Origin of the sequence: Butyricimonas sp. Marseille-P3923 (genome assembly GCF_900184685.1) — a bacterium.
In the GTDB taxonomy this organism is placed as follows: Bacteria; Bacteroidota; Bacteroidia; order Bacteroidales; family Marinifilaceae; genus Butyricimonas; species Butyricimonas muris.
The window spans coordinates 270647-289375 of sequence record NZ_FXXL01000007.1; the positions used below are offsets into that span (position 1 = coordinate 270647).

16 protein-coding genes, 1 tRNA gene and 1 pseudogene are annotated in these 18729 nt (G+C 46.8%); 6 read left to right on the forward strand and 12 right to left on the reverse strand.

Annotated elements, in window-relative coordinates; genetic code table 11:
* Positions 1-3: 3 nt before the first annotated feature.
* Positions 4-1206 carry an MFS transporter gene (locus CS948_RS12575; RefSeq protein WP_099294483.1) on the reverse strand — a complete coding sequence of 401 codons (1203 nt, stop codon included), beginning with the start codon at positions 1204-1206 and terminating at the stop codon, positions 4-6.
* A 151-nt stretch (positions 1207-1357) separates the two neighbouring features.
* Here CS948_RS12575 and CS948_RS12580 point away from each other — a divergent pair, with 151 nt between their 5' ends.
* The gene (locus CS948_RS12580) at positions 1358-2191 is read left to right on the forward strand and encodes a PepSY-like domain-containing protein (protein ID WP_099292076.1); all 834 of its coding nucleotides are present in this window, start codon (positions 1358-1360) and stop codon (positions 2189-2191) included.
* An 81-nt stretch (positions 2192-2272) separates the two neighbouring features.
* Here the strand turns inward: CS948_RS12580 and CS948_RS12585 are convergent, their stop codons facing one another.
* Positions 2273-3451, reverse strand: coding sequence for a class I SAM-dependent rRNA methyltransferase (locus CS948_RS12585; protein WP_099292077.1), 1179 nt, complete (start codon positions 3449-3451; stop codon positions 2273-2275).
* Positions 3452-3599: 148 nt separating this feature from the next.
* Positions 3600-3848, reverse strand: coding sequence for a DNA-binding protein (locus CS948_RS12590; protein ID WP_099292078.1), 249 nt, complete (start codon positions 3846-3848; stop codon positions 3600-3602).
* Between the two features lie 236 nt (positions 3849-4084).
* Here CS948_RS12590 and CS948_RS12595 point away from each other — a divergent pair, with 236 nt between their 5' ends.
* Both CS948_RS12595 and CS948_RS12600 read left to right on the forward strand, forming a co-directional pair.
* A complete protein-coding gene (locus tag CS948_RS12595; RefSeq protein ID WP_099292079.1) occupies positions 4085-5389 on the forward strand; it encodes a DEAD/DEAH box helicase in 1305 nt (434 codons plus the stop codon).
* Positions 5390-5647: 258 nt separating this feature from the next.
* The gene (locus tag CS948_RS12600; RefSeq protein WP_099292080.1) at positions 5648-7024 is read left to right on the forward strand and encodes a tryptophanase; all 1377 of its coding nucleotides are present in this window, start codon (positions 5648-5650) and stop codon (positions 7022-7024) included.
* 135 nt (positions 7025-7159) lie between these two features.
* On the opposite strand, the gene tpx is transcribed toward CS948_RS12600, so the two are convergent.
* Positions 7160-7666 (reverse strand): thiol peroxidase, encoded by a 507-nt coding sequence (tpx, locus tag CS948_RS12605; RefSeq protein ID WP_099292081.1) that lies wholly within the window; start codon positions 7664-7666, stop codon positions 7160-7162.
* 250 nt (positions 7667-7916) lie between these two features.
* Positions 7917-7993, reverse strand: a tRNA-Arg gene (locus CS948_RS12610).
* Between the two features lie 218 nt (positions 7994-8211).
* Between CS948_RS12610 and CS948_RS12615 the strand changes: the two genes are divergently transcribed.
* A complete protein-coding gene (locus tag CS948_RS12615) occupies positions 8212-8400 on the forward strand; it encodes a hypothetical protein (RefSeq protein WP_099292082.1) in 189 nt (62 codons plus the stop codon).
* A 93-nt stretch (positions 8401-8493) separates the two neighbouring features.
* Here CS948_RS12615 and CS948_RS12620 read toward each other — a convergent pair whose 3' ends face one another.
* The 7 genes from CS948_RS12620 to CS948_RS12650 form a co-directional block, all read right to left on the reverse strand.
* Positions 8494-9468 (reverse strand): DUF362 domain-containing protein, encoded by a 975-nt coding sequence (locus CS948_RS12620; RefSeq protein ID WP_099292083.1) that lies wholly within the window; start codon positions 9466-9468, stop codon positions 8494-8496.
* An 11-nt stretch (positions 9469-9479) separates the two neighbouring features.
* Positions 9480-10271, reverse strand: a complete 792-nt coding sequence (gene tatC / locus CS948_RS12625) for a twin-arginine translocase subunit TatC (RefSeq protein WP_099292084.1) — start codon at positions 10269-10271, stop codon at positions 9480-9482.
* Positions 10268-10459: a twin-arginine translocase TatA/TatE family subunit gene (locus tag CS948_RS12630; protein WP_099292085.1), complete on the reverse strand. Its 192-nt coding sequence runs from the start codon at positions 10457-10459 to the stop codon at positions 10268-10270. The genes tatC and CS948_RS12630 overlap by 4 nt, the downstream gene beginning before the upstream one ends.
* A gap of 12 nt (positions 10460-10471) precedes the next feature.
* Positions 10472-10984 carry an ECF transporter S component gene (locus tag CS948_RS12635; protein ID WP_099292086.1) on the reverse strand — a complete coding sequence of 171 codons (513 nt, stop codon included), beginning with the start codon at positions 10982-10984 and terminating at the stop codon, positions 10472-10474.
* Between the two features lie 11 nt (positions 10985-10995).
* Positions 10996-13353, reverse strand: coding sequence for a TonB-dependent receptor domain-containing protein (locus tag CS948_RS12640; protein ID WP_099292087.1), 2358 nt, complete (start codon positions 13351-13353; stop codon positions 10996-10998).
* Between the two features lie 83 nt (positions 13354-13436).
* Positions 13437-14846 (reverse strand): aldo/keto reductase, encoded by a 1410-nt coding sequence (locus tag CS948_RS12645; RefSeq protein ID WP_099292088.1) that lies wholly within the window; start codon positions 14844-14846, stop codon positions 13437-13439.
* Between the two features lie 20 nt (positions 14847-14866).
* The gene (locus CS948_RS12650) at positions 14867-16348 is read right to left on the reverse strand and encodes a 4Fe-4S binding protein (RefSeq protein ID WP_099292089.1); all 1482 of its coding nucleotides are present in this window, start codon (positions 16346-16348) and stop codon (positions 14867-14869) included.
* 572 nt (positions 16349-16920) lie between these two features.
* Between CS948_RS12650 and CS948_RS12655 the strand changes: the two are divergent.
* Positions 16921-18003: pseudogene (locus tag CS948_RS12655) on the forward strand (DNA polymerase III subunit gamma/tau); the annotation flags it as partial.
* A 191-nt stretch (positions 18004-18194) separates the two neighbouring features.
* A complete protein-coding gene (locus CS948_RS12660; protein WP_141560945.1) occupies positions 18195-18659 on the forward strand; it encodes a hypothetical protein in 465 nt (154 codons plus the stop codon).
* The last annotated feature ends 70 nt before the right edge of the window (positions 18660-18729 follow it).

The window sequence follows — 18729 nt, forward strand, 5'->3', positions numbered from 1 at the left end:
TTTTTAATTTTCCCGCATCAACCGTGCGCCCCTGTAAGCGATGGCGTATAGGATGAACGTTAGGGCGATGAGCGTGGCGATAAACCATTGCCAGCCGAAGTTGTCGAGGACGACGCCGGTGGCTGATCCCCATACGCTGGAACCCATGTAATAGAAGAGAAGGTATATGGATATGGTGACAGAGCGTTTTTGTAGATTGTAGTCGCTCACGACACGGTTACAGATGACATGCACCACGAAGAAATTGAACGTGAAAATGGCTAGCCCCAGAGTGACGATCCAGAAATTGTTCACGTACAACAACAGGAGTGCCGCCACGGACGATAATACGATGGTTTTCTGTATCTTGAAATGGTTGTATCGTGCGGTGAGTTTTGCGGTAGCGATAGAACCGAATACCCCGAAAATGTACATGAAGTAAATGTAGTGAATCAAGTAATCCGGAAAATTGAAAGGCTCTTTCACGAGGTAGAAACCTAGATAATTGTACAGGCTCACGAATATTCCCAGCATAAGTGAGCCAATCAGATAGAACGGGAGTAATTTGGCTGAAGTGAGCAAATGCAAATTGGAAATGATGAGTGATTTGAAGTTCTCTTTCTTCGGCTTGAAATTAATGGAACGAGGACTGAAAATCAAGAATAAGATCGCGAAGACGGCACATAACACTCCGATAGAAGCGGATGCTGTCCGCCACGAGAATTCCGTGCTGAGATATGAGGAAATCACGCGTCCGCCCATTCCCCCGAGTGCGTTTCCGGCGATGTATAACCCGGTGATTTTACCTTTGTTCTTGGGTAATACTTCTTCCGATATGTATGCCAGTGATACGGATGTCGCTCCCGATAGCAAAAAGCCTTTTAAGGCACTGAGCGCCACGAGCAAGAAAAAGGAATTTGAATACGAACAGATTACCGAGGCGACAGAAGAGGACAATAGTGCCGCACTGATTAAATTTTTTCTTGGGATACTGTCCGCCACGAACATGGCGGTAAATAGTCCGATGACCATACCTAAGGTTGAAAACGAAATAGCCAGACTGCTATAACTTGCCGATAGGTTGAACTCGTGTGCAAGATCGGGCAATAACGGTTGAAAATAATACAACTGTGCAAAACAAGAGAATCCCGACAAGAAGACACATATCGAGATGATATTGTCTTTAGTGCTTTTCCCGGATGTGCTTATTTCTTGACAATTATCCATTTCATAGTCCTTAAATTCCGGTGCAAAAGTAAGCAATCCGCGAACAGATTGTCCTGTTATTTTGTTTTTTTTCGATAGAAACCTTCTGCTCCTGTTTTTCGTTAGAAGGGATAGTAGGAACATAATGTTAAACAGATAAATAGGAAAGATTATGAGAGGAAAGATTTTGATGGTAACCCTATGGATTGCCTCGTTATTTGTTTTTGCCGCTTGTCATGATGACGATGATGATGATAAGAATTACAAGCCGGGAAAGAGTGTCGTGGAAGCTTTTACGGCGAAGTTCCCGAACGCGACAGCCGTGACATGGGAGAAAAACGGTGTGTATGAGAAAGCTGAATTCCGTGAGGCGGGGCAGGAATGTGAGGCTTGGTTCGGTAAAGACGGCGAATGGGTGATGACGGAGAAAGATATGCTGTACGCTAATCTGCCGGAAAAGGTAAAAACCGGATTTACCGGAAGTATATACGGCTCTTGGAAAGTTGAGGATGTGGAGTACGTGGATCGGGTGAATACATCTCCCGTGTATCGTCTGGAGATAGAAAATGCTAATCAAGAGATGTATCTTTATTTTGATGAAGAGGGTGAATTGATAAAACAAGCGGAGGAAAATGCGGTAGATTTACCGGCAACAGTTAGCAGTTTTATCACGCAAAATTATCCGAAAGCATTGGTTGTCCATGATGAACGTTGGCAAGACGGAATCTTGGAAGTGGATATCCTTGATGAAAATCAAGTAAAAGAAGTTCTGTTCGCTCACGATAATAGCTGGATCAAAACTTCATGGCCTGTACTGGAGGCAAATGTGCCGCAAGTGGTATTGGATGTGCTGAAAGGTGAAGCGTATAATACTTTTTCGATAGACAATATACACTTTATCCAGTATGCTTCCGGTGATAACGTGTATCATTTCCTGCTAAAAAAAGAACATTCAATGGATATATCCGTGGAGATTTATCCCGATGGTAGTATTCGATTAGATTAAGATATTTGTTTTCTAGTGAACTGTTTTAGATTGATAAAGAGTATCCAAAAATAACTTTTCGGATACTCTTTTCATTAAATGCTATTCCACGTATAACACCAATCCTTTCAAATACTCCCCTTCCGGGTGATAAATGCTGATCGGGTGATCGGCTGGTTGTGTCAATTGATGTAATATTTTGACTTTGCGTCCGGTGTTTGCCGCTGCGGTGAACACGGTTTGGCGGAACAGGTCTTTCGTCATCACTTGAGAACAAGAGAAGGTGAAGATGATACCACCCGGTTTTACGACTTCGATACCTTTGCGGTTGAGTTTTTTGTAACCCTGTATGGCATTGTCAAGTACGTTTTGGTGTTTGGCGAATGCCGGGGGGTCAAGGATAATGAGGTCGTATTTGTCGTGGGATTGATTCAAAAATTTGAAAGCGTCTTCCACGAATGCCTCGTGGCGGGAATCACCGGGAAAGTTCAGTTCCACGTTTTGGTTGGTCAGTTCAATAGCTCTTGCCGAGGCGTCAACCGAATGCACGAGTTTTGCTCCGCCTCGCATGGCGTAGAAAGAGAAGCCACCCGTGTAACAGAACATGTTGAGTACGTTTTTTCCTTGAGAGTATTGTTCCAAAAGGCTTCGGTTTTCCCGTTGGTCAATAAAGAAACCCGTTTTTTGGCCTTCGAGCCAGTCCACGTTGAATTTCAGTCCGTTTTCGGTGGCGATAAAGTTATCGGTGTGCCCGTACAAGTAGCCGTTTTCCGGGTTCAGTCCTGCTTTGTAGGGGAGAGTTCCTTCCGATTTGTCGTATATGGCGGTGATTTTGTCGCCAATGACTTCGAGAAGGGCTTTCGTGATCTCTTCTCTTGCCTTGTACATGCCCACGGTGTGGAATTGTACCACGGCTACCCCGGCATAATAGTCCACGATAAGCCCGGAAAGATCATCTCCTTCACCATGTACCAAACGAAAAACGTTATTATTCGATGCCGTTGCCAGACCGATGGCAACGCGGGTGTGGTATGCTTGACGGATGCGTTCTACCCAAAAAGGATAATCAATCGTTTCTTCTTTGAAACTGAGCACACGCACGGCAATACTCCCGATCTGGTAGTGCCCGACGGCAAGAAATTCATTGTCGTGGTTATATACTTTCACGACATCTCCCTCTTGGATGTCATTGTCTTTTTTGGCGATGGCACCCGAGAATACCCACGGGTGAAGTCTGTACAAGGATCTCTCTTTACCGGCTTTTAGTACTATTTTGCTCATAATATATTATGTCGCCGTGCGACGTTACAGGTTACAAGTTGGCAGGTTACAAGTTTATACCGTGAACTTGCCGTTGCAAAAGTAGATAAAAAAGCGGTAAAAAAATACCGGGAACGTTTTTTCGACAGTTCCCGGCTCTAATTTTTTTCTACACGTTCAGGAGTTCCTTGGCCTTGTCCAGAATGGTAGTGTCATCTAAGACTACAATTCCCCCGTCCGGTCCTTGCTCCACGTGAATTCCGGCACTAGAACCTCCGTTGTCATAATTATCGGCTCCGAAGTAGTTACGCACTGTGTCAGTACTGATGCCCAAATCGTCTGCAATAGTTTGCATACTTCCGTGGGGTAACATGTCTTTGATCTTCCTTAACTCGTTAAAAGTAATAGTATAAGTCATAGCGTAGTAATTTTAGAGGTTTTACCTGCAATAAATTTAGAACATTATTTTGAAAAAAACAAATATAGGATTGATTATGGCGTTTTTTGTAACGGGTATGTCTTGTTGTATCGTTTTGAATATGAGTGTGATATTTTTGATATTTAGATGCAATTTATTTTATAAATAAATTTATTTCTGCCGAGTGCCTACTTTTTTGTACCTTCGCGGATAAATAGACTTAAAACATGATACCTATGGGATTTCAGGATTTGAATATAAATAAGCAGATTTTAATGGCGTTGGAAGAGGCTGGTTTCGAGAACCCGACCCCTATTCAGGAAGAGGTTTTTTCTGTCAGTCGTTCCGGGAAAGACCTTATCGGTATAGCACAGACGGGTACGGGAAAGACGCTGGCTTATCTGATCCCGATGTTGATGAAGTTGCATTACGCGCAAGGGTTGGTGCCGAGAGCGTTGGTGGTTGTGCCTACGCGGGAGTTGGTCGTGCAGGTGTGCGAGAGTGTTGAATTGCTGACGGAATATATGGATATCCGTTGCGTGGGCGTGTATGGCGGTACGAATATAAGGACTCAACAAGATAAGGTGTTCGAGGGGGTAGATTTATTGGTCGCCACACCCGGTCGTTTTATGGATATATATTATAATGGTATCATCCGGACGAAAATGATTAAAACGGTCGTGGTGGATGAGGCCGACCGGTTAATGGATTTGGGGTTCTTGCCGCAATTAAAGGGTATATTCGAAGTATTACCGGAGAAGCATCAAACGATGTTGTTTTCGGCTACATTCTCGGAAGCGGTAGAAAGTCTATCCCGTGATTTCTTGAAAGAACCGGTGCGGGTGGAAGTTGCACGTCAAGCAACCCCGGTGGAACACGTGGAGCAATTCCGTTATGACGTGCCGAATATCACGACGAAAATCAATTTGTTGAAAGTATTGCTCGCGGATAAGGAGAGATACAAGAAAGTGATGATATTTACGGAGACAAAGAAGAATGCCGACCGGATCGTGGAACGCTTGGCGGATCATTGGAAAGGAGAGTTGAGCGTGATACACTCGAACAAGGCACAGAATACCCGGTTGAACGCTTTACGTGCTTTTAAAGAAGGGGAAACTCGTATCCTCGTGGCTTCAGACGTGGCGGCACGCGGTATTGACGTGCAGGATGTGACTCATGTAATAAACTTTGATATTCCTTCTTTGGCGGAGGAATACGTGCATCGTATCGGGCGTACGGCTCGTGCGGGAAAAGAGGGAGTGGCAATCAGTTTCGTGTCCGAGATAGAGGAAGACCGCTTCACGGATATCGAGCGGTTGATTAATCAAAGCGTGGAGGTGTTGGATTTGCCGGAGAAGTTGGAAATATCCCAGTTGTTGCTGGAAGAGGAACAGGTGCAAACAAGTAATATCGTTTACCAGCAGGGACGACAACAAGGGGGAGGTGCTTTCCACCAGAAGAAAGCCAAAAATAGTTACACGGCGGAAGATAATCGACGAAACGTGATGCGGAAGCGAAACGCGAAGAAAAAAAAGAAATAATAAAAAAGACCAAGATTTCCTTGGTCTTTTTTATTATTTTTCCCAAATTTGCTTCGATGAAAGATAAGTGCGTCATATTAGTAAGTAAACTTTTCTTAAATATTAAGAAGCGCGACACCTTTGTTGATTAGAGGTGGTGGTCTTTCGTATCCTCACATTTATTATTTCCTTATTTAACATGATGACCTTTTAAGGTTGTTTGATTGGAAAATCATATTATAATTATTTATATCATTAACTATTTAAAGTTTAAAGATTATGGAATTACCTTTTGCAGAATCTTGGAAGATTAAGATGGTTGAACCCATCCGTAAAAGTACTCGTGAAGAGAGAGAACAATGGATTAAAGAGGCTCACTACAACGTGTTTCAATTACGTTCGGAGCAAGTGTATATAGACTTGATTACGGACTCCGGAACCGGTTCCATGAGTGACCGCCAATGGGCAGGAATGATGTTGGGTGATGAAAGTTATGCCGGGGCATCTTCTTTCTTCAAGTTGAAGGATATGATTACCCGTTTGACCGGATTCGATTATATTATCCCGACTCACCAAGGACGCGCTGCCGAGAACGTGCTTTTCTCTTATTTAGTAAAAGAAGGCGATATCGTTCCCGGTAACTCTCACTTCGATACCACGAAGGGGCACATCGAGGGACGTAAGGCTATCGCTTGGGACGTGACTATCGACGAGGCAAAAGATACCCAATTGGAGATTCCGTTTAAAGGAAACTTGGATCCGGTGAAATTGGAGAAAGTGTTGGCAGAACATGCTGACAAGATTCCGTTTATTATCGTGACGGTTACGAACAACACGGCAGGAGGACAGCCTGTTTCCATGAAAAATATCAAGGAAGTGCGTGCTATCGCCGATAAATATGGCAAACGCGTGTTGTTCGATTCGGCTCGTTTCGCTGAGAACGCTTATTTTATCAAGACTCGTGAAGAGGGTTATCAAAATAAGACGATCAAAGAGATCGTGAAAGAGATGTTCGATAACGCTGACGGTATGACCATGAGCGCGAAGAAAGATGCTATCGTGAACATGGGAGGTTTCATCGCTACCCGCCACCAAGACTGGTTCGAGGGAGCTAAGGGCTTCTGCGTGCAGTTCGAGGGGTACTTGACTTATGGTGGTATGAACGGTCGCGATATGAACGCTCTGGCTATCGGTTTGGATGAAAATACAGAGTTCGATAATCTTGAAACCCGTATCAAACAAGTGGAATACTTGGCAAAACGTCTGGATGAATTTGGTATTCCTTATCAACGTCCCGCCGGAGGTCACGCTTTGTTTATCGATGCCCCGAAAGTATTGACTCATGTACCGAAAGAAGAATTCCCGGCTCAGACGTTGACGGTAGAATTGTACTTGGAGGCCGGTATTCGCGGTTGCGAAATCGGTTATATCTTGGCTGACCGTGATCCGGTAACTCGTGAAAACCGTTTCGGTGGTTTGGATCTTTTGCGTCTGGCTATCCCGAGAAGAGTGTACACGAACAATCACATGGACGTGATAGCCGTTGCCTTGAAAAATGTATTTGATCGTCGTGAGCAGATTACTCGTGGTTTCCAAATTACTTGGGAAGCACCGTTAATGCGTCACTTTACTGTTCAATTAGAGCGTGCTAAATAATAAAAAGGGGCGAAAGCCCCTTTTTGTTTATAAGGTTTGTAAAGTTATTCCTTCGGAATTTAAAGTTCATAAAGTTAGCTTGTTGAAGCTTTGGGTGTTTACTTGTACTTTATGAACTTTATAACTTTATGGACCTTATAAACTTTTCAAACATGCCAATGCGGCGTCATAGTTAGGTTCGTGTGTGATTTCCGGTACGAGTTCTTCATAAACGATTTTCCCGTTTTCGTCAATAACGACAACCGAGCGAGCCAATAGACCTGCTAATGGGCCGTCAATCATTTCCACCCCGTATTTCTCCCCGAATTTATGATCCCTGAATGCAGATAGAGGGATTACTTTATCAATTCCTTCCGTCGTGCAGAAACGTGCGTGAGCGAAAGGGAGGTCTTTTGATATAGCAAGTACCACCGTATTTTTCATCTCTGCGGCTAATTTATTGAAAGTGCGTACGGATGTAGCGCATACGCTTGTATCAAGACTCGGGAAAATATTCAGGACAACACGTGTTCCTTTTTGGTCGGCTAATGTCAATTCGGACAAATCCGTTTTTACTAACGAGAAATCCGGAGCCGCGGAACCTACTGAAGGTAAGTTACCTTTCGTGTTTATACTGTTACCAGCAAGTGTTACTTTTGCCATAGTGTTTAAAATTTAAATGTTTGACTTAATATGTATCTTCAAATGTATAATTTTAATTCTTGTTTCGCAAAAAGAAATTTTACAATTTATTCTACGGGTTATTCCTTAAAAAAGTTTGCGAAAAGAGATGAAGAATGAAAATATATTTCTCTATAGGAACTTGACCTAAAAATAGAGTAAAGAGTTACGTTTTTAAATATGTTCTTAATAAAAAAACAACTTACTAGAAATAAGTAAGTTGTTTTAAATGTGGTGATCCGGTTGGGATTCGAACCCAAGACCTACGGCTTAGAAGGCCGTTGCTCTATCCAACTGAGCTACCGAACCGGGTGTCATTTTTTTGACGGTGCAAATATAGTGCTTTCCGTTATAAATGCAAACTTTGAGGGATACTTTTTATTATATTATTTGTAGAAATTTCAGAAGGAAATAGATATTGTCTGGTAATTGGGGTGGTTTGTCTCGTAAATCAGTGGTTTTGTCTTATTATTTGAAATGGTATTAAGATAGGGGATATTTTTGTTTTATAATTAAATAATGGAGGTATGAACAGAATAGAATTGATGGAAAAAGTATCCCAAGTGTCGGGATTTGGTATTTCGGATTGTGATAACGTGCTGTCTGCGTTGGAAAAGGTTTTGGAAGCGGAGTTAAAAGTAGCGGGAAGGAAAAGATGTATATTTGATACGGTTTATGGTTTTATGACGTTTTTGAAGAAGATTCGGGAGAAATAAGAGGCTGTTCGGCAGCCTCTTAATTTGGGTAGAGTCCGGTAAGCGGTTTTTAATTTCCTTTATAAACAGGGAGGAGGGTTAATACTTCCTTTGTTATTCATTGTCCAGTAGGATTAATTCATACTTTTGGCTGCCCATGCCTAATTTCTCGGCGTGGACAAGCGTGTGTATGCCGTGGCGGGATTCCATCCGTTCGATCAAGTGGATACGTCCGTGATCGGGTGAAGAGTACACTTGATCGACACACGCTTTGTCCAAAGCCATGGGGTCGAGGGAGGCGAGGATGCCGATGTCGCCCATTTTTGGATCTTCGGGGGCAGAGGCACAGTCACAGTCGACCGATAGGTTATTGGCTACGCTGATGTATAGAATCTTTTCGCCACAATGGTCGGCGATGGCTTTGGCGGCTTCAGCCATGGATTCCAAGAAATCGTCTTGTTCGGGCAGGTTGCTCCACGGGTCGTCTTTTGTCTTTCCGGCACTATGAATCCATGCTTTTCCTGCCGAGGAAGCGATGCCGATTGACATATTTTTGATTGCGCCACCGAAGCCACCCATCGCGTGTCCCTTGAAGTGCGAAAGGATAATCGTGAAGTCGTAATTCAGGAAGTGCGAACCCACGAAGTCTTCTTTCAGGTGCTTGCCACCCTTGATCGGGAGTGCTGTTTCTCCCTCTGCGTCCATGATATCGATTTCGGCGATGGCTGTGAAACCGTGGTCTTTGGCTGCTTGCAGGTGGGCGGTCGTGTTTGCCCGTCCGCCGCCGTAAGCGGTGTTACACTCGACAATGGTACCGTTTACTTTTTTCACGAGCTCGCCGATAAGTGCGGGTTTCAAGTAATTGTTGCCGCCCGGTTCTCCGGTAGAAATCTTAACGGCTACTTTTCCCGTGGCTTCCCGCCCAAGTGCTTCGTATATGCGGAGAAGGCTTTCCGGGCTGATTTCTTTGACCATGTAAACTTTGGGAAGGCTTTTTTTGCTTTCCTCTTTCGAGGGTGAATTGTAGCTGGATGCTGTAAGTGGTGACACGAGTGTCATAATTAAAATAGGTAACAGATTCGTTTTCATATATAAACTTTTTAACGTGTATGTTTAACAATTAAAATGCTGATTTCATACAGTAGCCACATGGGAAGCGATACCATTAACAGGGTGAAGACGTCCGACGTGGGAGTGATGATAGCGGCGAGCACGAGGATTACGACTATCGCGTGACGGTGATAACGGCGCATGAAAGCGGCAGAGAGCAACCCGAATTTAGCTAGCAGCCAGCATAGGATAGGTATCTCGAAGACGATGCCCATCATCAGGTTCATCATCATGAGGGTATCCATGTACGATTGCAGGGAAATCATGTTTTCCACCTCGCCACTCACTTGATATGTACCGAGAAAGCGGAATGTCAGTGGAAATATCAGGAAATAGCTTAGTGCGACACCCAGCATGAACATCACGTAGCTACTCCCGACTACCCGTGCGGCGTATTTTTTCTCTTGGCTGTACAGGGCTGGAGAGATGAACCGGAACAAGGTGTAGATGATATAGGGTGAAGCGATGAGGATGCCCGCGTATATGGCTGCCCGCATATGTATCACGAATTGCTCTGCCAGTCCGGTGTTGATTAATTTGACGGAAAAGGCTTCCGGGGCGACACCCGGCAGTGACAGCCGTTCGCTTACAAAGGCGAATGCTTTGTAAATGATGAAGCTGTCGCTTTTGGGAGCCAGAATGATAGCGAACGTTTCGTCCTTGAACAGAAACGCCGCTATCCCGAATATCACGACGACTGCGCCTATTCGTATCAAGCAGCCGCGCAGTTCGTCGAGATGCTCCCAAAAGGTCTGTTCCTTTATGTTGTCCGTCGCGTTCATTTCTCTTCGGTTGTGTCTTTTTCTATTTTGGTTTCAATACCGTTCATTCCGTCCTTGAAACTGCGGACACCTTTACCGATGCCCTTCATTAATTCGGGTATTTTCTTTCCGCCGAAAAGTAACAGTACGATAAGCGCTATAAACAATATTTCCGGTGTCCCGATAAGGAATAAAATCATGGATGTCATAAGCTGGAATTTTTATTTGTTAATAATGTATTTAATAAACGAGTATCCCCCGAAGATTTGCAGGGCTATTCCCGGCAATCCGATACGGAAGTCCTGCACGGCACGGGTGAAGTCGCCAATCATAGCCCATTCCCCGAGTATGCCTGCGATTTGGTAAGATAATACAACCGTAAGGAGAAGTGGGATGGAAACACGTTTGAACCGTTGGGCGGCGTACCCTGCGGCTATAGCCAGTAGCACGGATTTCAACAGAATCGCCGGTAAGGCAGCCGCTTGCGGCATACCGAACAGCAGGGAGTTGAGCACAGGCGAGAATACCGCCGTGAGCAGTCCTACTTTCCAACCGTATTTATAAGCACCGATAAGGGTAAAGAAATATATCGGCAGCCACGTGGTCCCGCCTTGCGGCACGAGATGGCATAATTGTGGCAGCATCATGTTGCCGACGATGAAAAGCGATACTGCAAGATAGGTTTTCGCTTCTTTGTAGTCTAAGGTGTACAATTGAATAACTGTTGTTTTCATATTTTTTCGTTTTAGAAGTGTAAATTTATTCCCCCCATGAATGTAGCTTTGGGCATGGGGAAGCCGTCGTTTATTTCATACCGTTGTGCCAGAAGGTTTTCTCCCCGCACGAAGGCATGGGCGAAGGGACTCAGGCGATAACTGGCTCTCGCGTTCCACTGCACGAAATTCTCTTTCTTCTCCACCGGGTCAACCGTGGTGTAAAGTCCTGCCACGTATTGTACGCCTGTCGATGCACTCCACCGTCCCCTCGTGAAGTCAGCCCCGATGAATAGCTTATGTTCCGGTGCCGCCACTATCGGGTGTACCATGCGTAGCCAGCTGTAATTGGCGGTGATATTCCATTCCGGGTGGATACGGTAAGCCACGTTGGCTTCCGCTCCCCAGTTTTCTATTTTCCCGGTATTGATGTTCATTCGGCGTCCGTCTACCATTTGCGGGCTGATGATATTTTCCCCGTTGATATAGAAAAGATTTATCCCGTAATGAAGCTTGTTGTTCAGCAGGCGTTGCGTGTAAGATAGCTCGTGGTTCCACAGCCGTTCCGGCAATAAATCCGGGTTGGCGACACGGAACATGTACAACTCTTTTATCGTCGGGTTGCGGAAGCCTTTGCTTACCATCGCTTTCAGGCTACTGTTGTTGGGCAGGTATGCCGACAATCCGGCTTGTGGTATCCATTCCGTACCCGTTACCGAGTGATGGTCTACGCGTATTCCTACATCTACGGTGAGCCATTCTGTCAATGCTTGCCGGAAATCCGCATATCCGGCTACCTCGTTTTCCGATTTGTCGGATATCTCCTCCTCGTGCCCGTCCGTGACGAAACGATTCCAAGCTTCACCGCCGAAGTGTTGGAAGTCCACGCCTAGGGTTATCCGGTTGCCCTTGAACAGGGTTGCACTTTGGTAAAGGGATACGCCCAGCATGATGTCTTTCGAGTGGAAGCGGTATGCCAGCGGTTCTTTTCCCTTGGAATAGCCGTCGTTAATCTCGTGGCGTCCCCAGTTGTAAAAGAAACTCAACGCGCCGGATGTCTTCTCGTGACGGTTGGTTAGGGCGAACGAGGTCATGCCTCTGGTGATGCGGGAATCGTTGTCCAAGAGGGGGGCGTTGACCGTACCGGGGTTCGAGGCGTTGAAGTGTGTGATGTTCACGTCGCCGTACATGCTCCACGTGTTGTTCAACTCGTATCCCAGTTTGGTGTACCCGCCGTATTGTTCGAATTCCATGTCCTCGCGGTGACCGTCGGTGCGGTTGTATGAACCTGTCACGATGCTGCTGAATCTGCCTCGTTTCACGCTGTTCGCGGCTTCGGTCACGAGGGTATTGTACGAGCCGTAACTCAGGCGGGCGCTTGTCTTCACCGCGTCATCCCGTTGTTGGCGGGTAATGATGTTGATTACACCGCCCATGGCGTTCGACCCGTAGAGCACGGATGCCGGACCCCGTACAACTTCCACGCGTTCTGCTAGCATGGATTGGTAGGCGTCGGCGATGGGGTGTCCCATGAGTCCCATGTATTGCGGGTGACCGTCAATGAGCACGAGCAACCCGGTGGTGGAGTTTCCCCCGACACCTCGTAAGTTCATGCCCCCTGCAGCCCCTGTCGATACGCCGTATCCCAAGATACCCCTGCTGGTGATGAACAGTCCCGGGATTTGTTCCGTCAAGATAGGGAGTAACGAGGGTTCAAGGCGTTTTTCTATTGTTTCCCGGTTCACGACGGAGACGGTCATGGGAAGCTGACGTGCATCCGTTTCGTTGCGTGTCCCGGTGACCACCACCTCGTTAATAGTGTAGTTACGGGCGACTTCGGTCGTGTCCTTTCGTGATTGTGCCTGTAAACCCGTGCCAAGGAGCATACATGTAAACAAGGCGCATGCCAATTTTTTGGTCATTCTTATTTTTGATATGAAGTTTTGTATCACGGGGAAGATGTCCCGTGCCGATTTAATATCGAGGCAGGCGGATTCCAACGGGCACCAGCCTGTTTTGGTGCGATTCTTTATGAGAGGGACGCATCTGGTGAAGCGTACCTCTATGTTGGCTTCACGTAACAGCGCGAGGGCGGGTTCGCTAATCGTGTCCGTGTAGACGCTTTCCACGCCGCCCAACACCATGAGCGCCGCTGCCGCTTTGCCAATCACTTTGTCCGCTACCCGCGCTCCTTTCATGAACGAGGGCTCTTGTTCCAGCAGGTCGTACAGGTCTGCAACGCCGCGTTGGCTGAAAGTACGGGTTTCCGTTCCTTTAGCGATAACGCAGGAGTACCCGCCGTCGTGCAATAAGTCGATGAGGGGGGAGCCTTCGGCTAGTTGCGGGTTACGCGCATCAGCATGTTGTAGTTCTGTTATGCTTTCTGTCATGATGTGATTCTTTTGTTTTGACGCGAAGTTAGGTTATCCGGTTTACTTTGTTGTGACATGAATTACAGTTGTTGTTACCATTTTTACAGGTTAATTGATTTTTCAATTTTCAATTGTTCCACGAACCTGTCGATGCGGTGCAGTTCGCTGGGAATGTCGATGTTCTGCGGGCAGTGGTGCACGCATTGGTTGCAACCGATACAATGGCTTGCCTGCCGTAGTTTCGGGACGCTACGGTCGTAACCGACGAGGAATGCACGTCGTGCTTTACGGTAATTTTCATCCTGTTTTCCGGCGGGTATATTCCCTTGATTCACGCATTTGTTGTAATGAATAAGGATGGAAGGGATGTCGATGCCGTACGGGCAGGGCATACAATATTTGCAGTCGTTGCAGGGAATCGTGGGGTATTTCAGCATCAGTTGAGCAGTCTCTTCCAAAAACACTTTTTCATCATCGGTCAAGGGCTCCAGCGGGGAATAAGTAGCAAGGTTCTCTTGCAGGTGTTCCATGTAAGTCATGCCGCTTAATACGGTTAATACTCCTTCCGGCGAGCCCGCGAAGCGGAACGCCCACGATGCCACGCTATCCGTCGGGCGACGTTGTTTCAGCCTGCTGACGATATGATTGGGCACGTTTGCCAGACGTCCGCCCAGCAGGGGTTCCATGATGACGGTGGGAATACCTCGTTTGGAGAGTTCCCCGTACAGGTATTCGGCATCGGTGTTGCGAGTGTTTACCTCCTTGGCGTGTTTCCAGTCCACGTAATTGAGTTGGATTTGCACGAACTCCCATTTGATTTCGTCGTGTCGTGATAGCAGGTAGTCGAAAATTTCGATATCACCGTGATAGGAGAAACCGAGATTACGGATGCGTCCCGCTTCACGTTCCGCGACCAGAAAGTCGAGCATGCCGTTGTCAAGATAACGTCCTTTCAGGGCTTCCATTCCCCCCATGCCGATGCCGTGGAGCAGCATGTAATCGAGGTAATCCGTTTGCAATTCTTTAAGCGAGTTGCGGTATATGGCGAGGGATGATTCCCGGTTCCACGTGTCGGGCGAGAAGTTCGACAATTTGGTGGCAATAAAATACTTGTCCCGCGGGTGGCGGCTGAGGGCTATGCCCATGGCGTGTTCCGAGAGTCCCCGGCAATAGGCGGGCGACGTGTCGAAGTAGTTCACCCCGTGGGCGATGGCGTAGTCCACTTGCCGGTTTACCATTTCTTGGTCGATTTCGTCTTGGCTATCTCTCGCGCTGGAGTTGGCGATGGTCGGCAGACGCATGCAACCGTACCCGAGCAGCGAAACTTTGTCGCCCGTTGTCGGGTTGACGCGATAGGTCATTTCACCCGTTTGTTGGTTTGCCATGTTGCCGTTGGCGGAGTTATTCCGCGGACGGCAACCGTGTAACGCGGCTGTCGTGACCACCGTTCCCGCGCCTAGTACTTTCAAAAATTCCCGTCGGTTTATCTCTTTTTTATTCTTGTTGTCCATATCTTTTCCTCTTTTAAACGTTAAACGGTTTTATGCATCTCGTGTCCTTCCACGTAAATGGCGCTGAAGGGACGTGCCGGGCACAGGTTTTCACAGGCACCGCAGCCGATACAGCGTTCGGTGTTTACCACGGGTATCCGGGGAGAGTCCGTCATGTCCGGGTTCGATGCCACCATTTCGATAGCTCCCGCGGGGCAGTGGCGGGAACAGTTGCCGCACTCCACGCCGTCGGTCAGCGGCACGCAATTTTCTTTTACCCACACGGCATGACCGATTTGGATAGAGGATTTGTCTGCTGCCGTGATGGGGAGGATGGCTCCTGCCGGGCATACTTCGGAACAACGGTTACATTCCGGTCGGCAATACCCCCGTTCGTAGGACATTTCCGGTTGCATCAGCGTGAGCAGGTTGCCCGACGGGCGCAACACTCCATTGGGACAAGCCGTCACGCATAGTTGGCAGGCAGTGCAATGCCGGCTCATGTTACGAGCCCCGAGAGAGCCGGGAGGCGTGAGTGGCGTGTTGCGATGAGGGATTTTCTTGTCCTCGATAACAGCAAGTCCGCCGTCCACTTTCTTCTCCTGTGCTTTTAGCACGGTGGTGCTTGCTAGTAGCGTGGCGACGGACAGGAAGTCGCGGCGTGTTTTGTTTACCGCGGATGTTTCACCCGCTTGCGACGGTTGCGCATGGCGGCGTTCGTAACGGATAGCGCCATGTTTGCAGGTAGCGACGCAATCCATGCATGCCACGCAACGGCTATAATCCACGCGGTGTTCCTTGTGGTTGATACAGGCTGCCTTGCATTGGCGGGCGCATAGGCTGCACCCGTTGCACTTGTCGGCATCAATCGTTACCCGGAAGAGCGAGTAACGGGAGAGGAATCCCAGCACGGTGCCCACGGGACAGACGGTGTTGCAGTACGTGCGCCCGTTGCGCCATGCCAGTATGGCGATTACCGCGAAAGTCACGACGGCGATGATGAAGGTCGGCAGACTCTTCAGCCACACGTCCGTCTCGTAGAAAGCGTAGCTGTCCGCCCGTTGTGCCATGTAAGCGAGTAGGTTGTTACCCCATTGCCATACCGGGGCGAAGAGGTTGGCGGCGATACGCCCGTAAGAGCTGTAAGGCGCGAGCAGGGCGACCACGGAACCTATCCCGGCGACGAGCGCGATAATGAAGACTCCAAGCATGCCGTACCGCAACCACGACAGAGCGGGGGAGTAGGAGTAGGGTAGTTTCTTCCGCCGTTTCCCGAACCATGCCACCACGTCTTGAAATACACCCAAGGGGCAGAGCACGGAGCAATACACTCGTCCGAACAACAGGGTGAGGAGGACGAGGAATACGACAACTCCCGCGTTTAGTGCCAGAACGGCGGGGAGGAATTGGATTTTTGCCAGCCAGCCGAACCACCCGTGCAACGTTCCCGTGAAATCGAGGAAGAGGAGGGTGATGAGCACGAGGCAAATCATAGCAAGTGTCAATCTGAGTTTTCGTAGCATCACGTCTTTGTTTTTGAGTTTACACGGCAAAGATATCCGGGTAATACTCTGATTAATACACTTGTTGCTTTAAAGCGAAAAAATGTAAACTAATGACGAAAATAAATCAATTCCACTAAAACGGAGTCGTGAGAAAATATGACTCTGTTTTCTCTAGAGTTTCATGTAAGATAAGTTAATTTGTGTTTATATATAATGTATTATACTTATAGTTGATTTGTAGCATCTCCTATTCAATTCCCATTCAACTCCTATTTAAAGCCTATTATAATAGAAAAATAATAGAATTTAAATTGTATTTGAATAAAATTTAATAATTCAGAAATACATGTTATTATCATTTATATTAAGAATAATATTATGGAGCGTTTTAGAATTTTTTCTCGAAAACGGGAGGAAACCTGAAAATATTTTGACATGTCGGGGGGAAGGGGGCATAAATCGTGGAATGTCAGTTGTTTGATGTCGGTAGGAAAAATAAATTGATTTTGTAGAGTAATAATTCATTTTACTTTGTAATTTTGTAGACTGATGTTCAAAGAAAATCACAAGTAAATAGAAAGTTATTATTCATGGAGAATTATATTGTTTCGGCGCGTAAATATAGACCTGCAAGTTTCGATACAGTGATAGGGCAACACTCGATTACATCCACGTTGAGAAACGCTATCCTCAATAAACAATTGGCACAGGCTTATTTGTTTTGCGGACCGCGTGGTGTTGGGAAAACGACGTGTGCCCGTATTTTTGCCAAGACGATTAATTGCATGAATTTGCAACCCAACGCGGAACCCTGCAACGAATGCGAGTCCTGCCGGGCGTTTAACAGCGGGCGTTCGTTGAACATACATGAACTGGATGCCGCCTCGAACAATAGCGTGGATGATATCCGCGGATTGGTAGACCAAGTACGGATATTGCCGCAGGTGGGGCGTTACAGCGTGTATATTATCGACGAGGTGCATATGTTGAGTGCCTCGGCTTTCAATGCGTTTCTGAAGACATTGGAAGAACCGCCCGCCCATGCCATATTTATTCTGGCGACGACGGAAAAGCACAAGATTCTGCCGACCATATTGTCGCGTTGCCAGATATATGACTTCAACCGGATTAAGGTGCCCGACACGATCGAGCATTTGAAGCGTATTGCGGCAAAGGAGGGAATACAGGCAGAGGAGGAGGCTTTGAACGTGATCGCCCAAAAGGCTGACGGGGCGATGCGTGACGCTCTTTCTATCTTTGATCAGGTTGTCAGTTTCTGCGGTAAGAATTTGACTTACGATAAAGTGATCGAGAATCTGAACGTGTTGGATTACGATTACTATTTCAGGTTAACCGATTTGTTCTATGCCGGGAAGGTGGCCGAAACGTTCTTGCTTTTCAACGAGATTATGGAAAAGGGGTTCGATGCTGGAAACTTGATATCGGGGCTCGGTCGACATTTCCGAGATTTGTTAGTGGCGAAAGAGTCGATAACAGTGCAGTTGTTGGAAGTGAGCGCTTCTATCAAGGAGCGTTACCTGCAACAGGCGCAGGCGGTAACGCCCGATTTCATCTTCGACGCCTTGAAAGTCATCGAGCAATGCGAGATGCAGTATAAAATTCGCATGGAGAAACGCTTGTGTGTGGAACTCACTCTGATTAAATTGTGCCAGATTAATGAGCTAAAAAAAAAAGCCTTAGTATAGAGGAGTTTGCCGGGTTATTAAAGATCGAAGGATTTAGCGGTAAATTCCAGCAAGCGAACGGGGACAGTGTAAGTGTGACGCCACCCGCGGAGGAGAAGCGTGTCAGCGTTGTAACTCCGAAAACAGGCGGAAAGCCCGAGAATATACATTCTTTCAATTTGAAAAAGGCATTGGAAGAAACGAAGGAGAAACACAACGAGCCGCGGGAGAGACAGAGTGTAAAAACTGATGATAACCGGGTGAAGGCTCAAAGTGAATTCTCTCTTGCCGACGTGTCGGGTGCGTTGGAAACATTCCTCGCTACCTTGGGTGAGGAGGATAAGGCGGCGAAGATCGCCCTTTTGTCCCACGCGCCTAAAGTGGAGGGATTTGTCATTACGATTGAAGTGGATAATGATTTCCTGTTGACCAGAGTCATGGATTTACATCCGGCATTACTTTCTTTCTTGATGAAGAAACTGAATAACGGGTATATCACGCTGAACGTGCAAATCTACGTGGAAAAAAATAACGGGGAGGAAAAGAAGCGTCTGTTTACCTCTAAAGATAAGTTTGAACATTTCGTGACTATTAATCCCGCTGTCGGTGAATTGAAAGCCCTTTTCGGGTTGGAAATAGAGTGATTCTGTGATTAGAGAATGACAGGAACTGAAAGCATTAAATCACAGAATAAGCGTCAGCTTGTGTGGAGGA

Excerpts from the sequence above, each read along its gene's own strand:
- CS948_RS12575 (WP_099294483.1), bottom strand. The coding sequence starts at position 1,206 with ATGGATAATTGTCAAGAAATAAGCACATCCGGGAAAAGCACTAAAGAC.
- CS948_RS12580 (WP_099292076.1), top strand. The coding sequence starts at position 1,358 with ATGAGAGGAAAGATTTTGATGGTAACCCTATGGATTGCCTCGTTATTT.
- CS948_RS12585 (WP_099292077.1), bottom strand. The coding sequence starts at position 3,451 with ATGAGCAAAATAGTACTAAAAGCCGGTAAAGAGAGATCCTTGTACAGA.
- CS948_RS12590 (WP_099292078.1), bottom strand. The coding sequence starts at position 3,848 with ATGACTTATACTATTACTTTTAACGAGTTAAGGAAGATCAAAGACATG.
- CS948_RS12595 (WP_099292079.1), top strand. The coding sequence starts at position 4,085 with ATGGGATTTCAGGATTTGAATATAAATAAGCAGATTTTAATGGCGTTG.
- CS948_RS12600 (WP_099292080.1), top strand. The coding sequence starts at position 5,648 with ATGGAATTACCTTTTGCAGAATCTTGGAAGATTAAGATGGTTGAACCC.
- tpx (WP_099292081.1), bottom strand. The coding sequence starts at position 7,666 with ATGGCAAAAGTAACACTTGCTGGTAACAGTATAAACACGAAAGGTAAC.
- CS948_RS12615 (WP_099292082.1), top strand. The coding sequence starts at position 8,212 with ATGAACAGAATAGAATTGATGGAAAAAGTATCCCAAGTGTCGGGATTT.
- CS948_RS12620 (WP_099292083.1), bottom strand. The coding sequence starts at position 9,468 with ATGAAAACGAATCTGTTACCTATTTTAATTATGACACTCGTGTCACCA.
- tatC (WP_099292084.1), bottom strand. The coding sequence starts at position 10,271 with ATGAACGCGACGGACAACATAAAGGAACAGACCTTTTGGGAGCATCTC.
- CS948_RS12630 (WP_099292085.1), bottom strand. The coding sequence starts at position 10,459 with ATGACATCCATGATTTTATTCCTTATCGGGACACCGGAAATATTGTTT.
- CS948_RS12635 (WP_099292086.1), bottom strand. The coding sequence starts at position 10,984 with ATGAAAACAACAGTTATTCAATTGTACACCTTAGACTACAAAGAAGCG.
- CS948_RS12640 (WP_099292087.1), bottom strand. The coding sequence starts at position 13,353 with ATGACAGAAAGCATAACAGAACTACAACATGCTGATGCGCGTAACCCG.
- CS948_RS12645 (WP_099292088.1), bottom strand. The coding sequence starts at position 14,846 with ATGGACAACAAGAATAAAAAAGAGATAAACCGACGGGAATTTTTGAAA.
- CS948_RS12650 (WP_099292089.1), bottom strand. The coding sequence starts at position 16,348 with ATGCTACGAAAACTCAGATTGACACTTGCTATGATTTGCCTCGTGCTC.